The following is a 14332-nucleotide window of genomic DNA, read 5'->3' on the forward strand; positions in this document are numbered from 1 at the left end:
CAAGTGTGAAAACATTGTGCTTTCACTCGATCCCGCCCTGCCGAGCATCCCGCTGCGCCATGGACGGGCCTGCAGCCGCTAACATGCGCGGTTCACATGACGGGCCCGGCTTGCCGCCGGGCGGCGGCACAACAACTACTTGGATGGAAGGAACAACAATGACGGAGATGGCAACGGAAGTCGTGGCCGAGGTGCGCGGCCGGGTGGGCTGCATCACGCTGAACCGCCCGAAGGCGCTCAACGCCTTGTCGCTGGGCATGGTGCGCGACCTGATGGCCACGCTGCTGGCCTGGCAGCACGATGACAAGGTGCTGGCCGTGGCGATCCGCGGCAATGGCCGCGAGGGCCCGTTCGGCGCCTTCTGCGCGGGCGGCGATATCCGCTTCCTGCACGCCGCGGGCAGCGTGGGCAATCCGCAGCTCGAAGATTTCTTCACCGAGGAATACGCCCTCAACCACCTGATCCACAACTACGGCAAGCCCTACATCGCCTTCATGGACGGCATCGTCATGGGCGGCGGCATGGGCATCAGCCAGGGCGGTAGCCTGCGCATCGTGACCGAGCGTACCAAGATGGCCATGCCCGAGACGGCGATCGGCCTGTTCCCGGACGTGGGCGGCGGCTACTTCCTCTCGCGCTGCCCCGGCCGCGTGGGCGAGTGGCTGGCCCTGACGGGCGACACCATAGGCGCGGCCGACGCGATCGCCTTCGGTCTTGCGGACGGCTTCCTCCCCGCCGACCAGCAGGCGGCCGTGTGGGAGGGCCTGGGCACGCAGGCGTTTGCCGACGGCGCGGCGGCGCAGCAGTGGGTTGCCTCAAAGTTCGTAGCTGCTGGCGCTTGCCAGATAAGCGCTAGAACCCAAATTGACCAATATTTCGCGCTGGACGGCGTGTCCGCCATCGTGGCCGCGCTGGAGCGTGCCAATGACGATTGGGCACGCGCCACGGCCGCCACGCTGCGCAAGCGCTCGCCGCTGATGCTGCACGTGGTGCTGGAGCAGATCCGCCGCGCGCGCGCCATGGGCCTGGCCGACGACCTGCGCATGGAGCGCGATATGGTGCGCCACTGCTTCTACCTGCGCCCAGGCGAGAGCGAGACCCTGGAAGGCATCCGCGCCCTGGCCGTGGACAAGGACCAGAACCCCGCCTGGCGCCCCGCACGCATCGAGGACGTGAGCCCCGAGCTGGTGCAGGCCTTCTTCAAGAGCCCCTGGCCGGCGCACGCTCACCCTCTGGCGGCGCTGCGCTGAGCTGCAGCTGCTGGTACACGGCCGTGGCCAGCGCTTGCAGCGCGGGCCGCGGCAGCTCGCCGCTGAGCGCATAGCCAAAGCCGTGCTCCACCCAGTAGAAGCCCGACACCGGCCCCTGGCTGTAGAAATGGAAGGCCTCGGCCTGCGCATCCTCCAGCGCTCCCAGGTACAGGGTGATGCGCTTGCCCGCGGTATCCTGGTACATGAACTGGGCGCGTGCGCCGCTGCCACCGGGCAACAGGCGGCCGCCCACCAGATCGAAGCCTTGCGCCTGCAGGTGCGGCACCGTGAGCGGGCGTGCCAGGCGCTTGGACAGCCATTGCACCAGGTGATCCTGCTGTGCCGCTGTCACCTCCACGGGATGGCGCTGTTCCGGTTGGTAGACCGCATGGGCCACGGCGGCCTGCTGCGCAAACCGCAGGGGCGGCGAGGAGGGGGCCACTGCCAGCGTGGCGCCACCGCCCCAGGGCCCGTGCAGGCCCCAACCCAGGCCGAAGGCCAGTACCCAGCTCGCGGCGATGCCGCCCCAGAGGGCCCAGCGGCTGCGCCCGTCGTGCGTGTCCTGCAGCTGGTCGGCCGCCTGGCGCAGGGCGTCGGGCACGGGGCGCTCCAGCCAGTCCGCGTGCAATGTCCGCAGCAACGCGCGCTGCCGCTCCCAGTCATCGGCCTCCTCGCGCGTTCGGGCGTCGAGGCTGGCGCGCAGCCGCTCGGCATGCTCCGGCGGCAGGCGCCCGTCCACCAGGGCATGCAGTTCGGCGCCATTCGGGGGGAGGGGCGGGCGAGGGGAGTTCATGGCAGGTGTTGGCGCGGTGGCGCTTCATTTCATGCGGCGCAAAGGGGTGGACGGGTCGCGTGGGAAGGCGGGCGCATGGGCCGGGGCCTGTTCCAGCAGCTCGCGCATGCGGCTGCGTGCGCGCGACAGGCGCGACATCACGGTGCCCACGGGAATGTCCAGCACGCGCGCCACGTCGGCGTAGGCCATGTCCTCCAGCGTCACCAGCAGGAGCACGGCGCGCTGCTCCGCCGGCAGGCGCTGCAGGCAGCGGTCGAGGTCGATGGCGACGTCGCTCGCCGCGCCGTCCGCGCCCGGCAGCGCGGCAAGGCTCTCCGCGTCCAGCGCCTGCACCGCCAACAGGCCGCGGCGCTGGTTCAGGTACAGGTTGTGCATCAGCGTGAACAGCCAGGCGCGCAGATCGCTGCCGCTGCGCCACAGCAGCCACTTGCGGCAGGCGCGCTCCAGCGTGTCCTGCACCAGATCGTCGGCCGCCCAGGCGTCGCCGGTGAGAGCGCGCGCATAGCGGCGCAGCCCGGGCAGCTGTTCCACGATCTGGGCGCGGTTCATGGGCGCATTGCCGTGCTCATGGCGTGGCGGTGTGCCAGACGTTGTTCACACCGTCGCCCGTCTTGTCCCCGGGCTTGCTGTCCTTGCTCCAGTAGTACAGCGGCTTGCCCTTGTAGGCCACCTGCTTGGTGCCGTCGTCGCGCTGAATCAGGCTATAGCCGTCCCCGCTGGGTGCCGCCGTGGCGGCCAGGGGCGGCCAGTTGGTGGCACAGGGGCCATTGCAGACGGATTTGCCGCTGCCGGCCATGTCCTTGTCGAAGACATAGAGCGTCATGCCATTGGGCCCGACGAGGACGCCATCCTGGGCGCTCACCTGCGCATGGGACATGGAATAGCCGCCGGCCAGGGCCAGCGCGACGAGCAAGGAACCGAGTTTGGTCATGGTGTTCTCCGTTGGGGTGCCGGCCGGGCGAAATTGCGGCCTGACGCAGGGATGAACACCGCCGGATGGACATTTATTCCATGCCCGCGCAAAAAATGTTCAGCGGTGGCGGCTCTTCATGGCGCGCTCCACCTCGCGCTTGCCCTCGCGTTCCTTGATGGTGTCGCGCTTGTCGTGTTCTGCCTTGCCCTTGGCCAGGGCGATGTCGCACTTGGCACGACCGTCCTTCCAGTGCAGGTTCAGCGGCACCAGGGTGTAGCCCTTCTGTTCCACCTTGCCGATGAGGCGGCGGATCTCGTCCTTGTGCAGCAGCAGCTTCTTGATACGTGTGGCGTCGGGATTGACGTGGGTGGACGCGGTCTTCAGCGGATTGATCTGGCAGCCGATCAGGAAGAGCTCGCCATCCTTGATGACCACGTAGCCGTCGGTGAGCTGCACCTTGCCCTCGCGCAGCGCCTTGACCTCCCAGCCGTGCAGCACCATGCCGGCCTCGTGGCGCTCTTCGAAGAAGTAGTTGTATGCCGCTTTCTTGTTGTCGGCGATGCGTGACGATGTTTCGGGTTTCTTGGCCATGGTGAATAAATGCGGCGCAAACCGGAAGATCCAAGCTCTCCCTACAATTGTTGTCGTCTCGCCCCACGATTCTAGGGCGCATCCACGGCATCCCTACCTGGAGGGGTGACGGCCGGCACGGCCCGAGCCCGGTTCCCGCAGTCTTCATGAAAACCGTCAACAAGTCCGTTCTCATCTGGTACAGCCCCGAAGAAATGTTCGCCCTCGTGACGGACGTGGCCAAGTACCCGCAGTTCCTGCCCTGGTGCGACCACGCCACCGTGCTGGAGCGCAGCGAGCACGGAATGAAGGCGGAGGTGGGCATCTCCCTTGGCGGGCTGCACAAGTCCTTCGTGACGCGCAACACCCACGAAGAGGGCCGCCGCGTGAAGATGGAGCTGGTCGAGGGGCCGTTCTCCAAGCTCGATGGGGACTGGCACTTCCACCCCGTGGGCGATGGCTCGCAGCGTGCCTGCAAGGTCGAGCTGCAGCTGCACTATGGCTTTGACAGCAAGGCGCTGGCCGCCCTGGTCGGGCCCGTGTTCGACCGCATTGCCGCCACCTTCGTCGACGCCTTCATCAAGCGGGCCGAGCAGGTCTACGGCTGAGGAGTGGGCATGGCCGACATGCTGCGCGTCACGGTGGCTGCCTCGCTGCAGGCGTCCGAGGTGCGCGAGTGGCAGCTGCGGCTGCCCGCCGGCGCCAGCGTGGCGGATGCGGTGCTGGCGTGCAATATCGACGTACAGCATGGCCGCCTGGCGTGCGGCATATGGGGCAGGGCGGTCGAGCTGCACGAGCGGCTGCGCGACGGGGACCGGGTGGAGTGCTGCCGCCCGCTGACCGTGGACCCCAAGCTGGCGCGCCGCCAGCGCTTCGCGAGCCAGGGCGCGCGCGCGGCGGGCCTGTTCGCCAAGCGCCGCGCCGGCTCCAAGTCCGGATATTGAACAGGCTCCTACTGGCAGTCGGAGGCGATCACCGCATCTGCGCGGCTCAGCTCTGCCGCCCGCGTCGCATCGTCCATGAAGCTGCGTTCGCCGTTGGCGTTGGTGTGGCTTACCAAGCGGCCTGGAGCCAGCTGGGCCTTGACCAGCTTGGCGCGCGCGCAGTTGTCGGCGCGCACCTTGGCTTGGCGCTCCTGCTCGGCCTTCTTCTTGGCGGCCTCGGCGGCTTCGGCCTTGGCCTTGTTCTCCTCCAGCTGCTTGTCCTTGCCCGTGCCGGGCGCGGCCTGCGCGGGGGACGAGGCGTCAGAGCCGGCCGTGGCTTGAGGCGCGGCCGCCGGGCGCGACGGGCTGCCTGTGTGGGGCTGCTTGAGGATGTTCTTCTCGGGAACGTCCTGCGGTGGAGGTCGGTCGCTGAAAACCTTGCGCCCATCCTTGTCCACCCACTGCCATTGCGCAAAGGCCCCGATGGCCCAGGTACAGGCCAGCGCCAGCAGAACAAGCTTGTATGGTTTCATGCGTGCGAGTGTAGCTGGGGCCATGGGCCGGCTGCCAGGGCGCGGGCGTGGCTTGTGTCGCGGCGAGTACAATCCGTTTTTTGGAGCTTTCACATGCGCCTTCTCGGAAAAGCGCTCACCTTCGACGATGTGTTGCTGGTGCCAGCGTACTCCCAGGTCCTGCCCAAGGACACCTCCCTTTCCACGCGCTTCACGCGCAACATCCAGCTCAACCTGCCTCTCGTGTCCGCCGCCATGGACACCGTCACGGAAGCGCGCCTGGCCATCGCCATCGCGCAGGAGGGGGGCATCGGCGTCATCCACAAGAACATGACGGCCCAGCAGCAGGCGGCCGAGGTGTCCAGGGTCAAGCGCCACGAATCCGGCGTGGTGCACGATCCGGTGGTCATCACGCCCGAGCATACGGTGCTGCAGGTGCTCGAATTGTCGGAGAACCTGGGCATCTCGGGCTTTCCGGTGTGCGACGGTGGCAAGGTGGTGGGCATCGTCACTAGCCGCGACGTGCGCTTCGAGACGCGCTACGACGTCAAGGTCAGCCAGATCATGACGCCGCGCGAAAAGCTCATCACCGTCAACGAAAAAGACCACACCAGCCCGGCGCAGGCCAAGGCGCTCCTGAACAAGCACAAGCTCGAACGCCTGCTGGTGGTCAACGATGGCTTCGAGCTCAAAGGCTTGATCACCGTCAAGGACATCAACAAGCAGACCACCTTCCCCAACGCCGCGCGCGACAGCGAGGGCCGCCTGCGCGTGGCCGCCGCCGTGGGCGTGGGTGAGGGCACGGAAGAGCGCGTGGCGGCCCTGGTCAAGGCCGGAGTGGACGCCATCGTGGTGGACACGGCCCACGGCCACAGCAAGGGTGTGATTGAGCGCGTGCGCTGGGTCAAGCAGAACTATCCACAGGTCGACGTGATCGGTGGCAACATCGCCACCGGCGCAGCGGCGCTGGCGCTGGTCGAGGCGGGCGCGGACGCGGTCAAGGTCGGCATCGGCCCGGGCTCGATCTGCACCACGCGCATCGTGGCCGGCGTGGGCGTGCCGCAGATCATGGCCATCGACAACGTGGCCACGGCCCTCAAGGGCACGGGCGTGCCTCTGATCGCCGACGGCGGCATCCGCTTCTCGGGCGACATCGCCAAGGCCATCGCCGCGGGCGCGTCCACCATCATGATGGGCGGCATGTTCGCGGGCACGGAAGAAGCGCCGGGCGAGGTCATCCTCTACCAGGGCCGCTCCTACAAGAGCTACCGCGGCATGGGCTCCATCGGCGCCATGCAGCAGGGCAGCGCCGACCGCTACTTCCAGGAAGCGACCACCGGCAACCCCAACGCCGACAAGCTGGTGCCCGAGGGCATCGAAGGCCGTGTGCCGTACAAGGGCTCGATGGTGTCAATCGTGTTCCAGATGGCAGGCGGCGTGCGTGCGGCCATGGGCTATTGCGGCTGCGCCACCATTGCCGAGATGAACGACAAGGCCGAGTTCGTCGAGATCACCGCCGCCGGCATCCGCGAATCGCACGTGCACGATGTGCAGATCACCAAGGAAGCTCCCAACTACCGCGCCGACTAAAATCCGCGCGCCCCAGGCCCGAACCCGAGCAGGCGTTCGGGCCTTTGTCTTTTCCCGACCCTGTCGCTCCACTATGCAACACGACAAGATCCTCATCCTCGACTTCGGCTCCCAGGTCACACAGCTCATCGCGCGGCGCGTGCGCGAGGCCCATGTGTACTGCGAGGTTCATCCGTGCGATGTCAGCAGCGAATGGGTGCGCTCTTTTGCGGCAGATGGCAGGCTCAAGGGCGTGATTCTCTCGGGCAGCCACGCCAGCGTGTACGAGGTGGACGACAAGGCGCCGGAGGCGGTGTTCGAGCTGGGCGTCCCGGTACTCGGCATCTGCTACGGCATGCAGACCATGGCCAACCAGCTCGGCGGCAAAGTCGAGGGCTCGCACACGCGCGAATTCGGCTACGCCGAAGTGCGCGCCCATGGCCATACCGAACTGCTCAAGGGCATCGAGGACTTCGCTACGCCCGAGGGCTACGGCATGCTGAAGGTCTGGATGAGCCACGGCGACAAGGTCACCGGGCTGCCGCCGGGGTTCAAGCTCATGGCATCCACACCGTCCTGCCCCATTGCGGGCATGGCGGACGAGGCACGGCGCTTTTACGCCGTGCAGTTCCACCCCGAGGTCACGCACACGGTGCAGGGCCGGGCGCTGCTGGAGCGCTTCGTTCTCGGCATTTGCGCAGCCAGGCCTGATTGGGTCATGAAGGACCATATCGCCGAGGCCGTCGAGGCCATCCGCGCCCAGGTGGGCGACGAGGAGGTAATCCTGGGCCTGTCCGGCGGCGTGGATTCGAGCGTGGCTGCCGCGCTGATCCACCGTGCCATCGGCGATCAGCTGACCTGCGTGTTCGTCGACCACGGTCTGCTACGCCTCAACGAGGGCGACATGGTCATGGACATGTTCGAAGGCAAGCTGCATGCGAAGGTGATTCGCGTGGATGCGAGCGAGCTGTTCCTCTCCAAGCTCGCGGGCGTCTCCGAACCCGAGCAAAAGCGCAAGATCATCGGCGGCCTGTTCGTGGATGTTTTCAAGGCCGAGGCCGCCAAGCTCAAGGCTGCAGGAGGCGGCCACAAGGGCGCGACCTTCCTGGCACAGGGCACCATCTATCCGGACGTGATCGAGTCGGGTGGCGCCAAGAGCAAAAAGGCCGTCACCATCAAGAGCCACCACAACGTCGGCGGCTTGCCTGAGCAACTGGGCTTGAAGCTGCTCGAACCCCTGCGCGACCTGTTCAAGGACGAGGTGCGCGAACTGGGCGTGGCGCTAGGCCTGCCGCGCGAGATGGTTTATCGCCACCCCTTCCCCGGCCCAGGTCTTGGCGTGCGCATCCTGGGCGAGGTGAAGAAGGAATACGCCGACCTGCTGCGCCGTGCCGACGCGATCTTCATCGCAGAACTGCGTGCCTGCATCGATCCAGCCAGCGGCAAGAGCTGGTACGACCTGACCAGCCAGGCCTTCACCGTCTTCCTGCCCGTGAAGAGCGTGGGCGTGATGGGCGACGGCCGCACCTACGACTACGTGGTCGCGCTGCGCGCCGTGCAGACCTCGGATTTCATGACGGCGGACTGGGCTGAGCTGCCCTACGAGCTGCTGAAGAAGGTCTCTGGGCGCATCATCAACGAGGTGCGTGGTATCAATCGCGTGACCTATGACGTAAGCAGCAAGCCGCCGGCGACGATCGAGTGGGAGTGAATTTACGTCCTTCGAGGACTATCGCCAGCTATCGAGAATCCGACGTAACGTGTTGATATTGAAAGAGATACGTCACGGCAGCTATCGGTAGCTATCGCCGGCCAGCAGAAAAAGTTGACGGTAGAGCTGACGGTAAAAATCGAAGCCGGATTAAGACACTCTCGTTCACTATTCAGACTTTTACCGTCTTTGACGGTAAAAGCCTTCTCGGGAAAGCTTGTTTCATGGGGCTTTCCGGGCATCAGCAGGTCTCCAGGTCCCTGACGGTAAAACCTGACGGTGTTGATTTCCACGCAGAAGTGACCCACTAACCCCCGGGATTTCCATCCAAACCTGACCCACGTACTAACCCTAACCTGCTGCTTTGCTGAGCAGCAGGAGACCAGGAGTGATAGACGTGGCAACACTGAGTGTCATCAGGCGCTGGGCCCTGCGAGAGCAGCTGTCCATCCGGGAGATAGCCCGCCGCACGGGCCTCTCGCGCAACACCATCCGCAAGTACCTGCGCGTAGGCGAGGCCGAGCCGCACTATGCCAAGCGGGTCAGTCCATCCAAGCTCGATCCCTTCGCCTTGAAGCTCGCTGGCTGGCTCAAGACGGAAGCTGGCCGATCCCGCAAGCAGCGCCGCACCGTCAAGCAGATGTACGTGGATCTGCAGGCGCTCGGTTATGGCGGCTCCTACAACCGCGTAGCGGCCTTTGCCCGCCTCTGGCACGAGCAGCGCCTTGTGGCCCAGCAGACCACTGGCCGCGGCACCTTCGTTCCCCTGGCCTTCGGTCCGGGTGAGGCCTTCCAGTTCGACTGGAGCGAGGACTGGGCTGTTCTCGCCGGCGTGCGCACCAAGCTGCAGGTAGCCCACTTCAAGCTCAGCCACAGCCGAGCGTTCTACCTGCGCGCCTATCCGCTGCAAACGCACGAGATGCTGTTCGATGCCCACAACCATGCATTCGCAGTCCTGGGCGGTGTGCCCCGCCGTGGCATCTACGACAACATGCGCACCGCCGTAGACCGGGTGCGCCGTGGCAAGGAGCGCGACGTCAATGCGCGCTTTGCGGCCATGGTCAGCCACTTCCTGTTCGAGGCCGAGTTCTGCAATCCTGCTTCGGGCTGGGAGAAGGGCCAGGTGGAGAAGAACGTGCGCGATGCCCGCCATCGCCTGTGGCAGGTAGTGCCGCCATTCCCAAGCCTGCCCGATCTCAATGCATGGCTTGAAGAGCGCTGCGTGGCGCTGTGGCACGAGATCGAGCACGGCAAGCTGCCGGGCACCGTCGCGGACATCTGGACCGAGGAGAAGAACGACTTGATGCCAATGCCCCGGCCCTTCGATGGCTTTGTGGAGCACACCAAACGCGTCTCACCCACCTGCCTCGTCCACTTCGAGCGCAACCGCTACAGCGTGCCGGCGCCTTATGCCAATCGGCCGGTGAGCCTGCGGGTCTACGCCGATCGCCTGGTGGTCGCCGCCGAAGGCCAGATCGTGTGCGAGCATCAGCGCCTGATCGAGCGTAACCACCATGGTGCGGGACAGACCGTGTACGACTGGCGCCACTACCTGGCAGTGCTGCAGCGCAAGCCCGGGGCCTTGCGCAATGGTGCTCCATTCCTGGAACTGCCAGCAGCCTTCAAGCGCCTGCAGGCCGCCCTCTTGAAGCAGCCAGGCGGCGACCGAGAGATGGTGGAGGTTCTGGCTCTGGTGCTGCACCACGATGAACAAGCTGTGCTCGCTGCAGTGGAGTTGGCACTGGAGTCAGGGGCTGCCAGCAAGACCCACATCCTGAACGTGCTGCACCGCCTGCTGGACGGTAAGCCCGCCCCAGCACCGGTCACCTCGCCCCAGGCCCTCAAGCTGTCTGTGGAACCCCAGGCCAACGTGCTGCGCTATGACCAATTGAGGGAGGTGCGCTATGCGTCATGACCCTGCCATCGCTTCCATCGTGATCATGCTGCGCGAGCTCAAGATGCACGGCATGGCCCAGGCGGTTGCGGAACTGGCTGAGCAAGGTGCGCCGGCCTTCGACGCAGCGCAGCCCATCCTGTCCCAACTGCTCAAGGCCGAGACCGCCGAGCGGGAGGTGCGCTCTGTGGCCTACCAACTCAAGGTGGCCAGGTTCCCTGCGTACCGGGACCTGGCTGGGTTTGACTTCAGCCACAGCGAGGTGAACGAGGCATTGGTACGCCAGTTGCACCGCTGCGAATTCTTGGAGAACGCCAACAACGTGGTGCTGGTGGGTGGACCGGGTACGGGCAAGACCCACATCGCCACAGCCCTCGGGGTGCAAGCCATTGAGCACCATCACCGCAGGGTGCGGTTCTTCTCCACGGTGGAGCTGGTCAATGCACTGGAAGAGGAGAAGGCCCAGGGCAAGCCGGGGCAGATCGCGCACCGCCTAGCCTATGCCGATCTGGTGATCCTGGATGAACTGGGCTACCTGCCATTCAGCACGTCAGGAGGAGCCTTGCTGTTCCACCTGCTGTCCAAGCTGTACGAGCGCACGAGCGTCGTGATCACCACCAACCTGAGCTTTAGCGAGTGGGCCAATGTGTTCGGAGATGCCAAGATGACCACGGCGCTGCTGGACCGGCTCACGCATCACTGCCATATTCTTGAGACCGGCAATGACAGCTACCGGTTCAAGAATAGCTCCGCACAGCAACCACCACAGACCACCAAGAAGGAGAAGGCGACCAAGAACTTATCCACAACGTGAGCGTGAAGCTCACGAACCAGGGTGGGTCAAGATTCGATGGAAATGGTGGGTCAGCTTTGCGTGGAAATCAACAGACCAAAGACACCGGGCGGGGTCACCAGGGCGAGCTGAGGCAGCAAGTCATCGCGGAAGGTGTTGCGGATGCTGTTCGTGCTGATCGGCGTGCGGCCGTTCCAGGAAAACAGGTAGTGGGCGCCCGCGCAGGCGTAGCCTCGTTGCTCGCGTTGGGCTTGGTAGCCACGCAGCCTGGCCGCCAGCTTGGGGCCAAAGGGCACCAGCCGATCCTTGCCGAACTTGGTGTTGCGGATCTCCAGCACTTCTCGCACCAGGTCCACGTCACCCCATTGGAGGCGAGCGACTTCACCCACCCGCAGGCCAAGACCCGCGAGCAGTGCAAGGATCATCTCGTAGCTGGCACCCCGCAGTTGAGCGCGTGAGTTGTCTGGCAACGCTCTGGCCGAGATCAGCAAGCGCCGGATGGTGTCGTCTGAAAACAGGAAGGGAAGCCGGCGAGCTGTCTGAGGTTGAGCCCTGGCCGTCAACGGGGAGCCCACCAGAACCTGCTGACCGACCATCCACTCGAACAGCCGTCGGACATCTCCGAGCAGGTTGTTGTAGCTGCGAGGGTTGGTGCGATGGCGGGAATCCAGAAATGCCTGCAAGCACTCTCCATCGATCGCCTCGATGCATTCGACACCGCGGTCATCGAGAAATCGGTCGAGCAGTCGCAATTGACGATCCTCGCAGGCGAACTTGCATCCCATGGCGCGCTTGGCGCGCAGGTACTGTTCGATGTGAGGAGCCAAGGCGCTGTGAAAGCCGTTCCAGAGGGCGGTCATAGCACGTCCTCCCCGTGGCCAATGACCATCTCTCGCAGTTTGTGCACCGCCACCTTGCCATAGACCAGTGTGGATGCAGGATGGCGATGGCCAACGTAGTCGCCAATGACCTTGAATGGCAAGTCGGCTTCCACCAAGTGCTGAACGCAGGAGTGACGCAAGGTGTGGGAACCGGCGCGTGCTACCTGAATGCCGATGCTGCGCAGATGGCCAGCCACCATGGATGAAACCGTCCAGTGGTTCATCGGGGTATAGGGCGAGCGGACCGTGAGAAAGATTCGGCGGTCGTCTATATCGGTTCTTCGGACATGCAAATAGGCGATGATCGCTTCGCCCACCGCCGCCGAAAGCGGATAACGGGTCGAATGGCCGCCTTTGCGCATGGGAATGCCGATCTGCCCATGGGCCCAATCCAGATCGTCCAGACACAAGGCTACGATCTCCCTGGCACGCAATCCGTAGCTGGTCAGCAACGTCAGGATGGCATAGTCGCGTTTACCCAGGTCGCTGCGGCGGTCGATGCTGGCCAGCAATCGCTCGACGTCCGCCCAGCCGATGGCGCGCGGAATGGATGCCTGGCGGTAGACACGGCCGCGCGGCACACTGCGAACCAGATCGTTGGCGATGATGCCTTCACGGTGCAGATAGCGAAGGAAGACACGCAAGGCCTCCGCCGTATTGAGCATGCCGGACTTGTGCAACGTCTTCGCCCGGTCATTGATGAACTCGGTGATGCAGGCTGGAGTCAGCTTGTCCAGGGAAATACCTGCTTGTGCCAAATATGAATCGAATGGACGCAACGTGAAGGTGTAGTTGTGTATCGAGGTCTGGCGCAGACCCTTCTCCTTGAGAAGGAAGGGAAAGAAGCCAGGAACGCTGGTGGAGAACGGCATGGCCGGCCGGTTGCTTGGCCGCGTGTAGCCAGGCACGGCCAGGCTGAGCATCCGTTCCACTGGGACACGGCTTTGTGCAACGACGGCGGCCCGATCTTGCGCGCTCTTGCACCAGCGTCCGTGCCCGGCCTGCCAGTGCTCCACGAAGGCATCCACATGGTCGGGTAGATCGTCCAGACAGGTGGCACCTCGGCCAATCACGAAGTCGTTGAAGTGCCCGAGAGCGCGAACATGCTGCCGAACCGTGGAGTTGCTCGTGTGCAACTCGTCCAGAAACTGTGCATAGCGCTCAATCTGCGGCCCCAGCCACTGGGCCTTGATGCGGTCGATCGCCTTGAGCGACCGGAAATGACGTTCCAACATGACAATCACCTCTCCGAGAAAATGAAGGGGACGTCATGTTGCGCTGCGGCTGCTGTTATGTGCCCCGATTCTGACCAGAGGCCCAGGAGGTGCGCTCCTGGCCTCCAAGCACGGCACATAAGAAAACAGGGCACAAAATTCGCACAACCATCCGAGCGGCAATCCAGAGCCTAGCAGGGCCGACGAGGTACTGACCCAGCGGCTCAAGGAGGCGCTGGCGCTGGTGGATGTTCGCACGTTGGATCACATCATCGTGGCGGGCAGCAGCATCACATCGTTTGCCGAACGCGGCCTGGTTTGACCGAGGGGGCTTCGGCTCCCTTTTTGCTGCGCCCGGTGGTGCAACTCCGGCCCGCGCGGGCCTGCGCGTGTTGCGCACTTGCCAGGAAGCCGGGGTGCGTTGAGGTGCGAGGGAGGCGGTCTTGCTGTTCCTTTCATCGTGCCACGGCGTTCTCGCCGTCAAGGGCGGCGCGTGCTTGCACGCTTGCGGCCTGGCGGCCGTCGCTGACCCCTGACTGCTTGCGCTGCGCCGTGCCCCGGAAGGGGCGGGCAATTCCGCCCGGCAACCTTTCGGGAGTTCACCATGAACAACGCACTCATCACCGACGAGCAGCGCATCGTGCTGCTGGCCAATGGCCGCGAATCCTTGGACAACCCGGACTTCGATCCGGCGCCCGTAATCAAGCTGTTCACGCCGGACGCCGGCGCGACCTGGCTGCTGACCGAGATTGATCCCGATGACCACGACCATGCCTTCGGTCTTTGCGACCTGGGCCTGGGGATGCCGGAAATCGGCTGGGTCAGCCTGGGCGAGCTGGCGACTGTGCGCGGCGGGCTGGGCCTGCCGATCGAGCGCGACCTGTCGTTTCGCGCCGAGAAGCGGTTGAGCGCCTATGCGCGCGATGCGCGGCTGGCCGGGCGGGTTGACGTCTGACCCGGCCTTGGGGCGTCGCGGGACGCCCTTCGCATCGCGCCCACGCGGCGCGATGCCTGCGCGCCTTCGGCTTGTTCTCCAGGGGAAAGCCCTGCGGGCTATCCCCGCCGCGCAGGCTTGGCGCCCCTGAGCACCGCCGACCCGGCTACGCCGGATCGGTCAGACCGCATTTGCAGCAGATCCACAATGCCTTGGGTGTGCTCGCCCTGATCTTGCTGTTTCTTCGGCATTGAAGGCTGGGCGTCCCCGGCCCCCTGGGAGATGGCCGGTCGCGCTGTCGTGCTGCGCATCGAGCCGCCTGCGGGGTTTCGCCCCTGACGGGCTTCCATCGTTCCCTCGCTCCGCTCGGCTGAC

At 65.1% G+C, this 14332-nt stretch carries 15 protein-coding genes and 1 pseudogene; 9 read left to right on the top strand and 7 right to left on the bottom strand.

The features are described 5' to 3' along the window. Positions 1 to 158: 158 nt before the first annotated feature. Entirely contained in the window at positions 159 to 1250 is a 1092-nt protein-coding gene (locus ALIDE2_RS10690; RefSeq protein ID WP_013518784.1) for an enoyl-CoA hydratase/isomerase family protein, read from the top strand. On the opposite strand, the gene ALIDE2_RS10695 is transcribed toward ALIDE2_RS10690, so the two are convergent. From ALIDE2_RS10695 to smpB, 4 genes are all read right to left on the bottom strand, one after another. Then, complete coding sequence (locus tag ALIDE2_RS10695; protein ID WP_013518785.1) at positions 1201 to 2043, bottom strand: anti-sigma factor family protein; 843 nt, start codon at positions 2041 to 2043, stop codon at positions 1201 to 1203. The two genes, ALIDE2_RS10690 and ALIDE2_RS10695, sit on opposite strands and share 50 nt — an antisense overlap. A 24-nt stretch (positions 2044 to 2067) precedes the next feature. Then, on the bottom strand, positions 2068 to 2592 hold the full coding sequence (locus ALIDE2_RS10700; protein WP_013518786.1) for an RNA polymerase sigma factor: 525 nt from the start codon (positions 2590 to 2592) through the stop codon (positions 2068 to 2070). Between the two features lie 16 nt (positions 2593 to 2608). Continuing rightward, a complete protein-coding gene (locus ALIDE2_RS10705) occupies positions 2609 to 2974 on the bottom strand; it encodes a COG4315 family predicted lipoprotein (RefSeq protein WP_013722063.1) in 366 nt (121 codons plus the stop codon). Positions 2975 to 3073: 99 nt separating this feature from the next. Then, positions 3074 to 3547 carry an SsrA-binding protein SmpB gene (smpB, locus tag ALIDE2_RS10710; RefSeq protein ID WP_013518788.1) on the bottom strand — a complete coding sequence of 158 codons (474 nt, stop codon included), beginning with the start codon at positions 3545 to 3547 and terminating at the stop codon, positions 3074 to 3076. Positions 3548 to 3693: 146 nt separating this feature from the next. On the opposite strand from smpB, the gene ALIDE2_RS10715 reads away from it, so the two are divergent. Next, positions 3694 to 4134 carry a type II toxin-antitoxin system RatA family toxin gene (locus ALIDE2_RS10715; protein ID WP_013518789.1) on the top strand — a complete coding sequence of 147 codons (441 nt, stop codon included), beginning with the start codon at positions 3694 to 3696 and terminating at the stop codon, positions 4132 to 4134. A 9-nt stretch (positions 4135 to 4143) separates the two neighbouring features. Further along, positions 4144 to 4470, top strand: coding sequence for an RnfH family protein (locus ALIDE2_RS10720; protein ID WP_013518790.1), 327 nt, complete (start codon positions 4144 to 4146; stop codon positions 4468 to 4470). An 8-nt stretch (positions 4471 to 4478) separates the two neighbouring features. Here the strand turns inward: ALIDE2_RS10720 and ALIDE2_RS10725 are convergent, their stop codons facing one another. Further along, on the bottom strand, positions 4479 to 4982 hold the full coding sequence (locus ALIDE2_RS10725; protein WP_013518791.1) for a DUF4124 domain-containing protein: 504 nt from the start codon (positions 4980 to 4982) through the stop codon (positions 4479 to 4481). A gap of 93 nt (positions 4983 to 5075) precedes the next feature. Here ALIDE2_RS10725 and guaB point away from each other — a divergent pair, with 93 nt between their 5' ends. From guaB to istB, 4 genes are all read left to right on the top strand, one after another. Further along, positions 5076 to 6551, top strand: a complete 1476-nt coding sequence (guaB, locus tag ALIDE2_RS10730) for an IMP dehydrogenase (RefSeq protein WP_013722064.1) — start codon at positions 5076 to 5078, stop codon at positions 6549 to 6551. Positions 6552 to 6624: 73 nt separating this feature from the next. Continuing rightward, positions 6625 to 8241 carry a glutamine-hydrolyzing GMP synthase gene (gene guaA / locus ALIDE2_RS10735; RefSeq protein ID WP_013518793.1) on the top strand — a complete coding sequence of 539 codons (1617 nt, stop codon included), beginning with the start codon at positions 6625 to 6627 and terminating at the stop codon, positions 8239 to 8241. 388 nt (positions 8242 to 8629) lie between these two features. Beyond that, on the top strand, positions 8630 to 10156 hold the full coding sequence (istA, locus tag ALIDE2_RS10740; RefSeq protein WP_013721393.1) for an IS21 family transposase: 1527 nt from the start codon (positions 8630 to 8632) through the stop codon (positions 10154 to 10156). After that, positions 10146 to 10949, top strand: a complete 804-nt coding sequence (istB, locus tag ALIDE2_RS10745; protein WP_005800888.1) for an IS21-like element ISThsp10 family helper ATPase IstB — start codon at positions 10146 to 10148, stop codon at positions 10947 to 10949. The genes istA and istB overlap by 11 nt, the downstream gene beginning before the upstream one ends. 50 nt (positions 10950 to 10999) lie before the next feature. Here the strand turns inward: istB and ALIDE2_RS10750 are convergent, their stop codons facing one another. Both ALIDE2_RS10750 and ALIDE2_RS10755 read right to left on the bottom strand, forming a co-directional pair. Continuing rightward, positions 11000 to 11788 carry a tyrosine-type recombinase/integrase gene (locus ALIDE2_RS10750; protein WP_013722065.1) on the bottom strand — a complete coding sequence of 263 codons (789 nt, stop codon included), beginning with the start codon at positions 11786 to 11788 and terminating at the stop codon, positions 11000 to 11002. After that, entirely contained in the window at positions 11785 to 13044 is a 1260-nt protein-coding gene (locus tag ALIDE2_RS10755; protein ID WP_013722066.1) for a tyrosine-type recombinase/integrase, read from the bottom strand. Before ALIDE2_RS10755 ends, ALIDE2_RS10750 begins: the two co-directional genes overlap by 4 nt. Before the next feature lie 139 nt (positions 13045 to 13183). Here ALIDE2_RS10755 and ALIDE2_RS24395 point away from each other — a divergent pair. After that, a pseudogene (locus ALIDE2_RS24395) lies at positions 13184 to 13345 on the top strand (JAB domain-containing protein); the annotation flags it as partial. Between the two features lie 282 nt (positions 13346 to 13627). Next, entirely contained in the window at positions 13628 to 13978 is a 351-nt protein-coding gene (locus ALIDE2_RS10760; RefSeq protein WP_013722067.1) for a DUF2958 domain-containing protein, read from the top strand. The last annotated feature ends 354 nt before the right edge of the window (positions 13979 to 14332 follow it).

The organism is Alicycliphilus denitrificans K601, from assembly GCF_000204645.1.
Taxonomy (GTDB): domain Bacteria; phylum Pseudomonadota; class Gammaproteobacteria; order Burkholderiales; family Burkholderiaceae_C; genus Alicycliphilus; species Alicycliphilus denitrificans.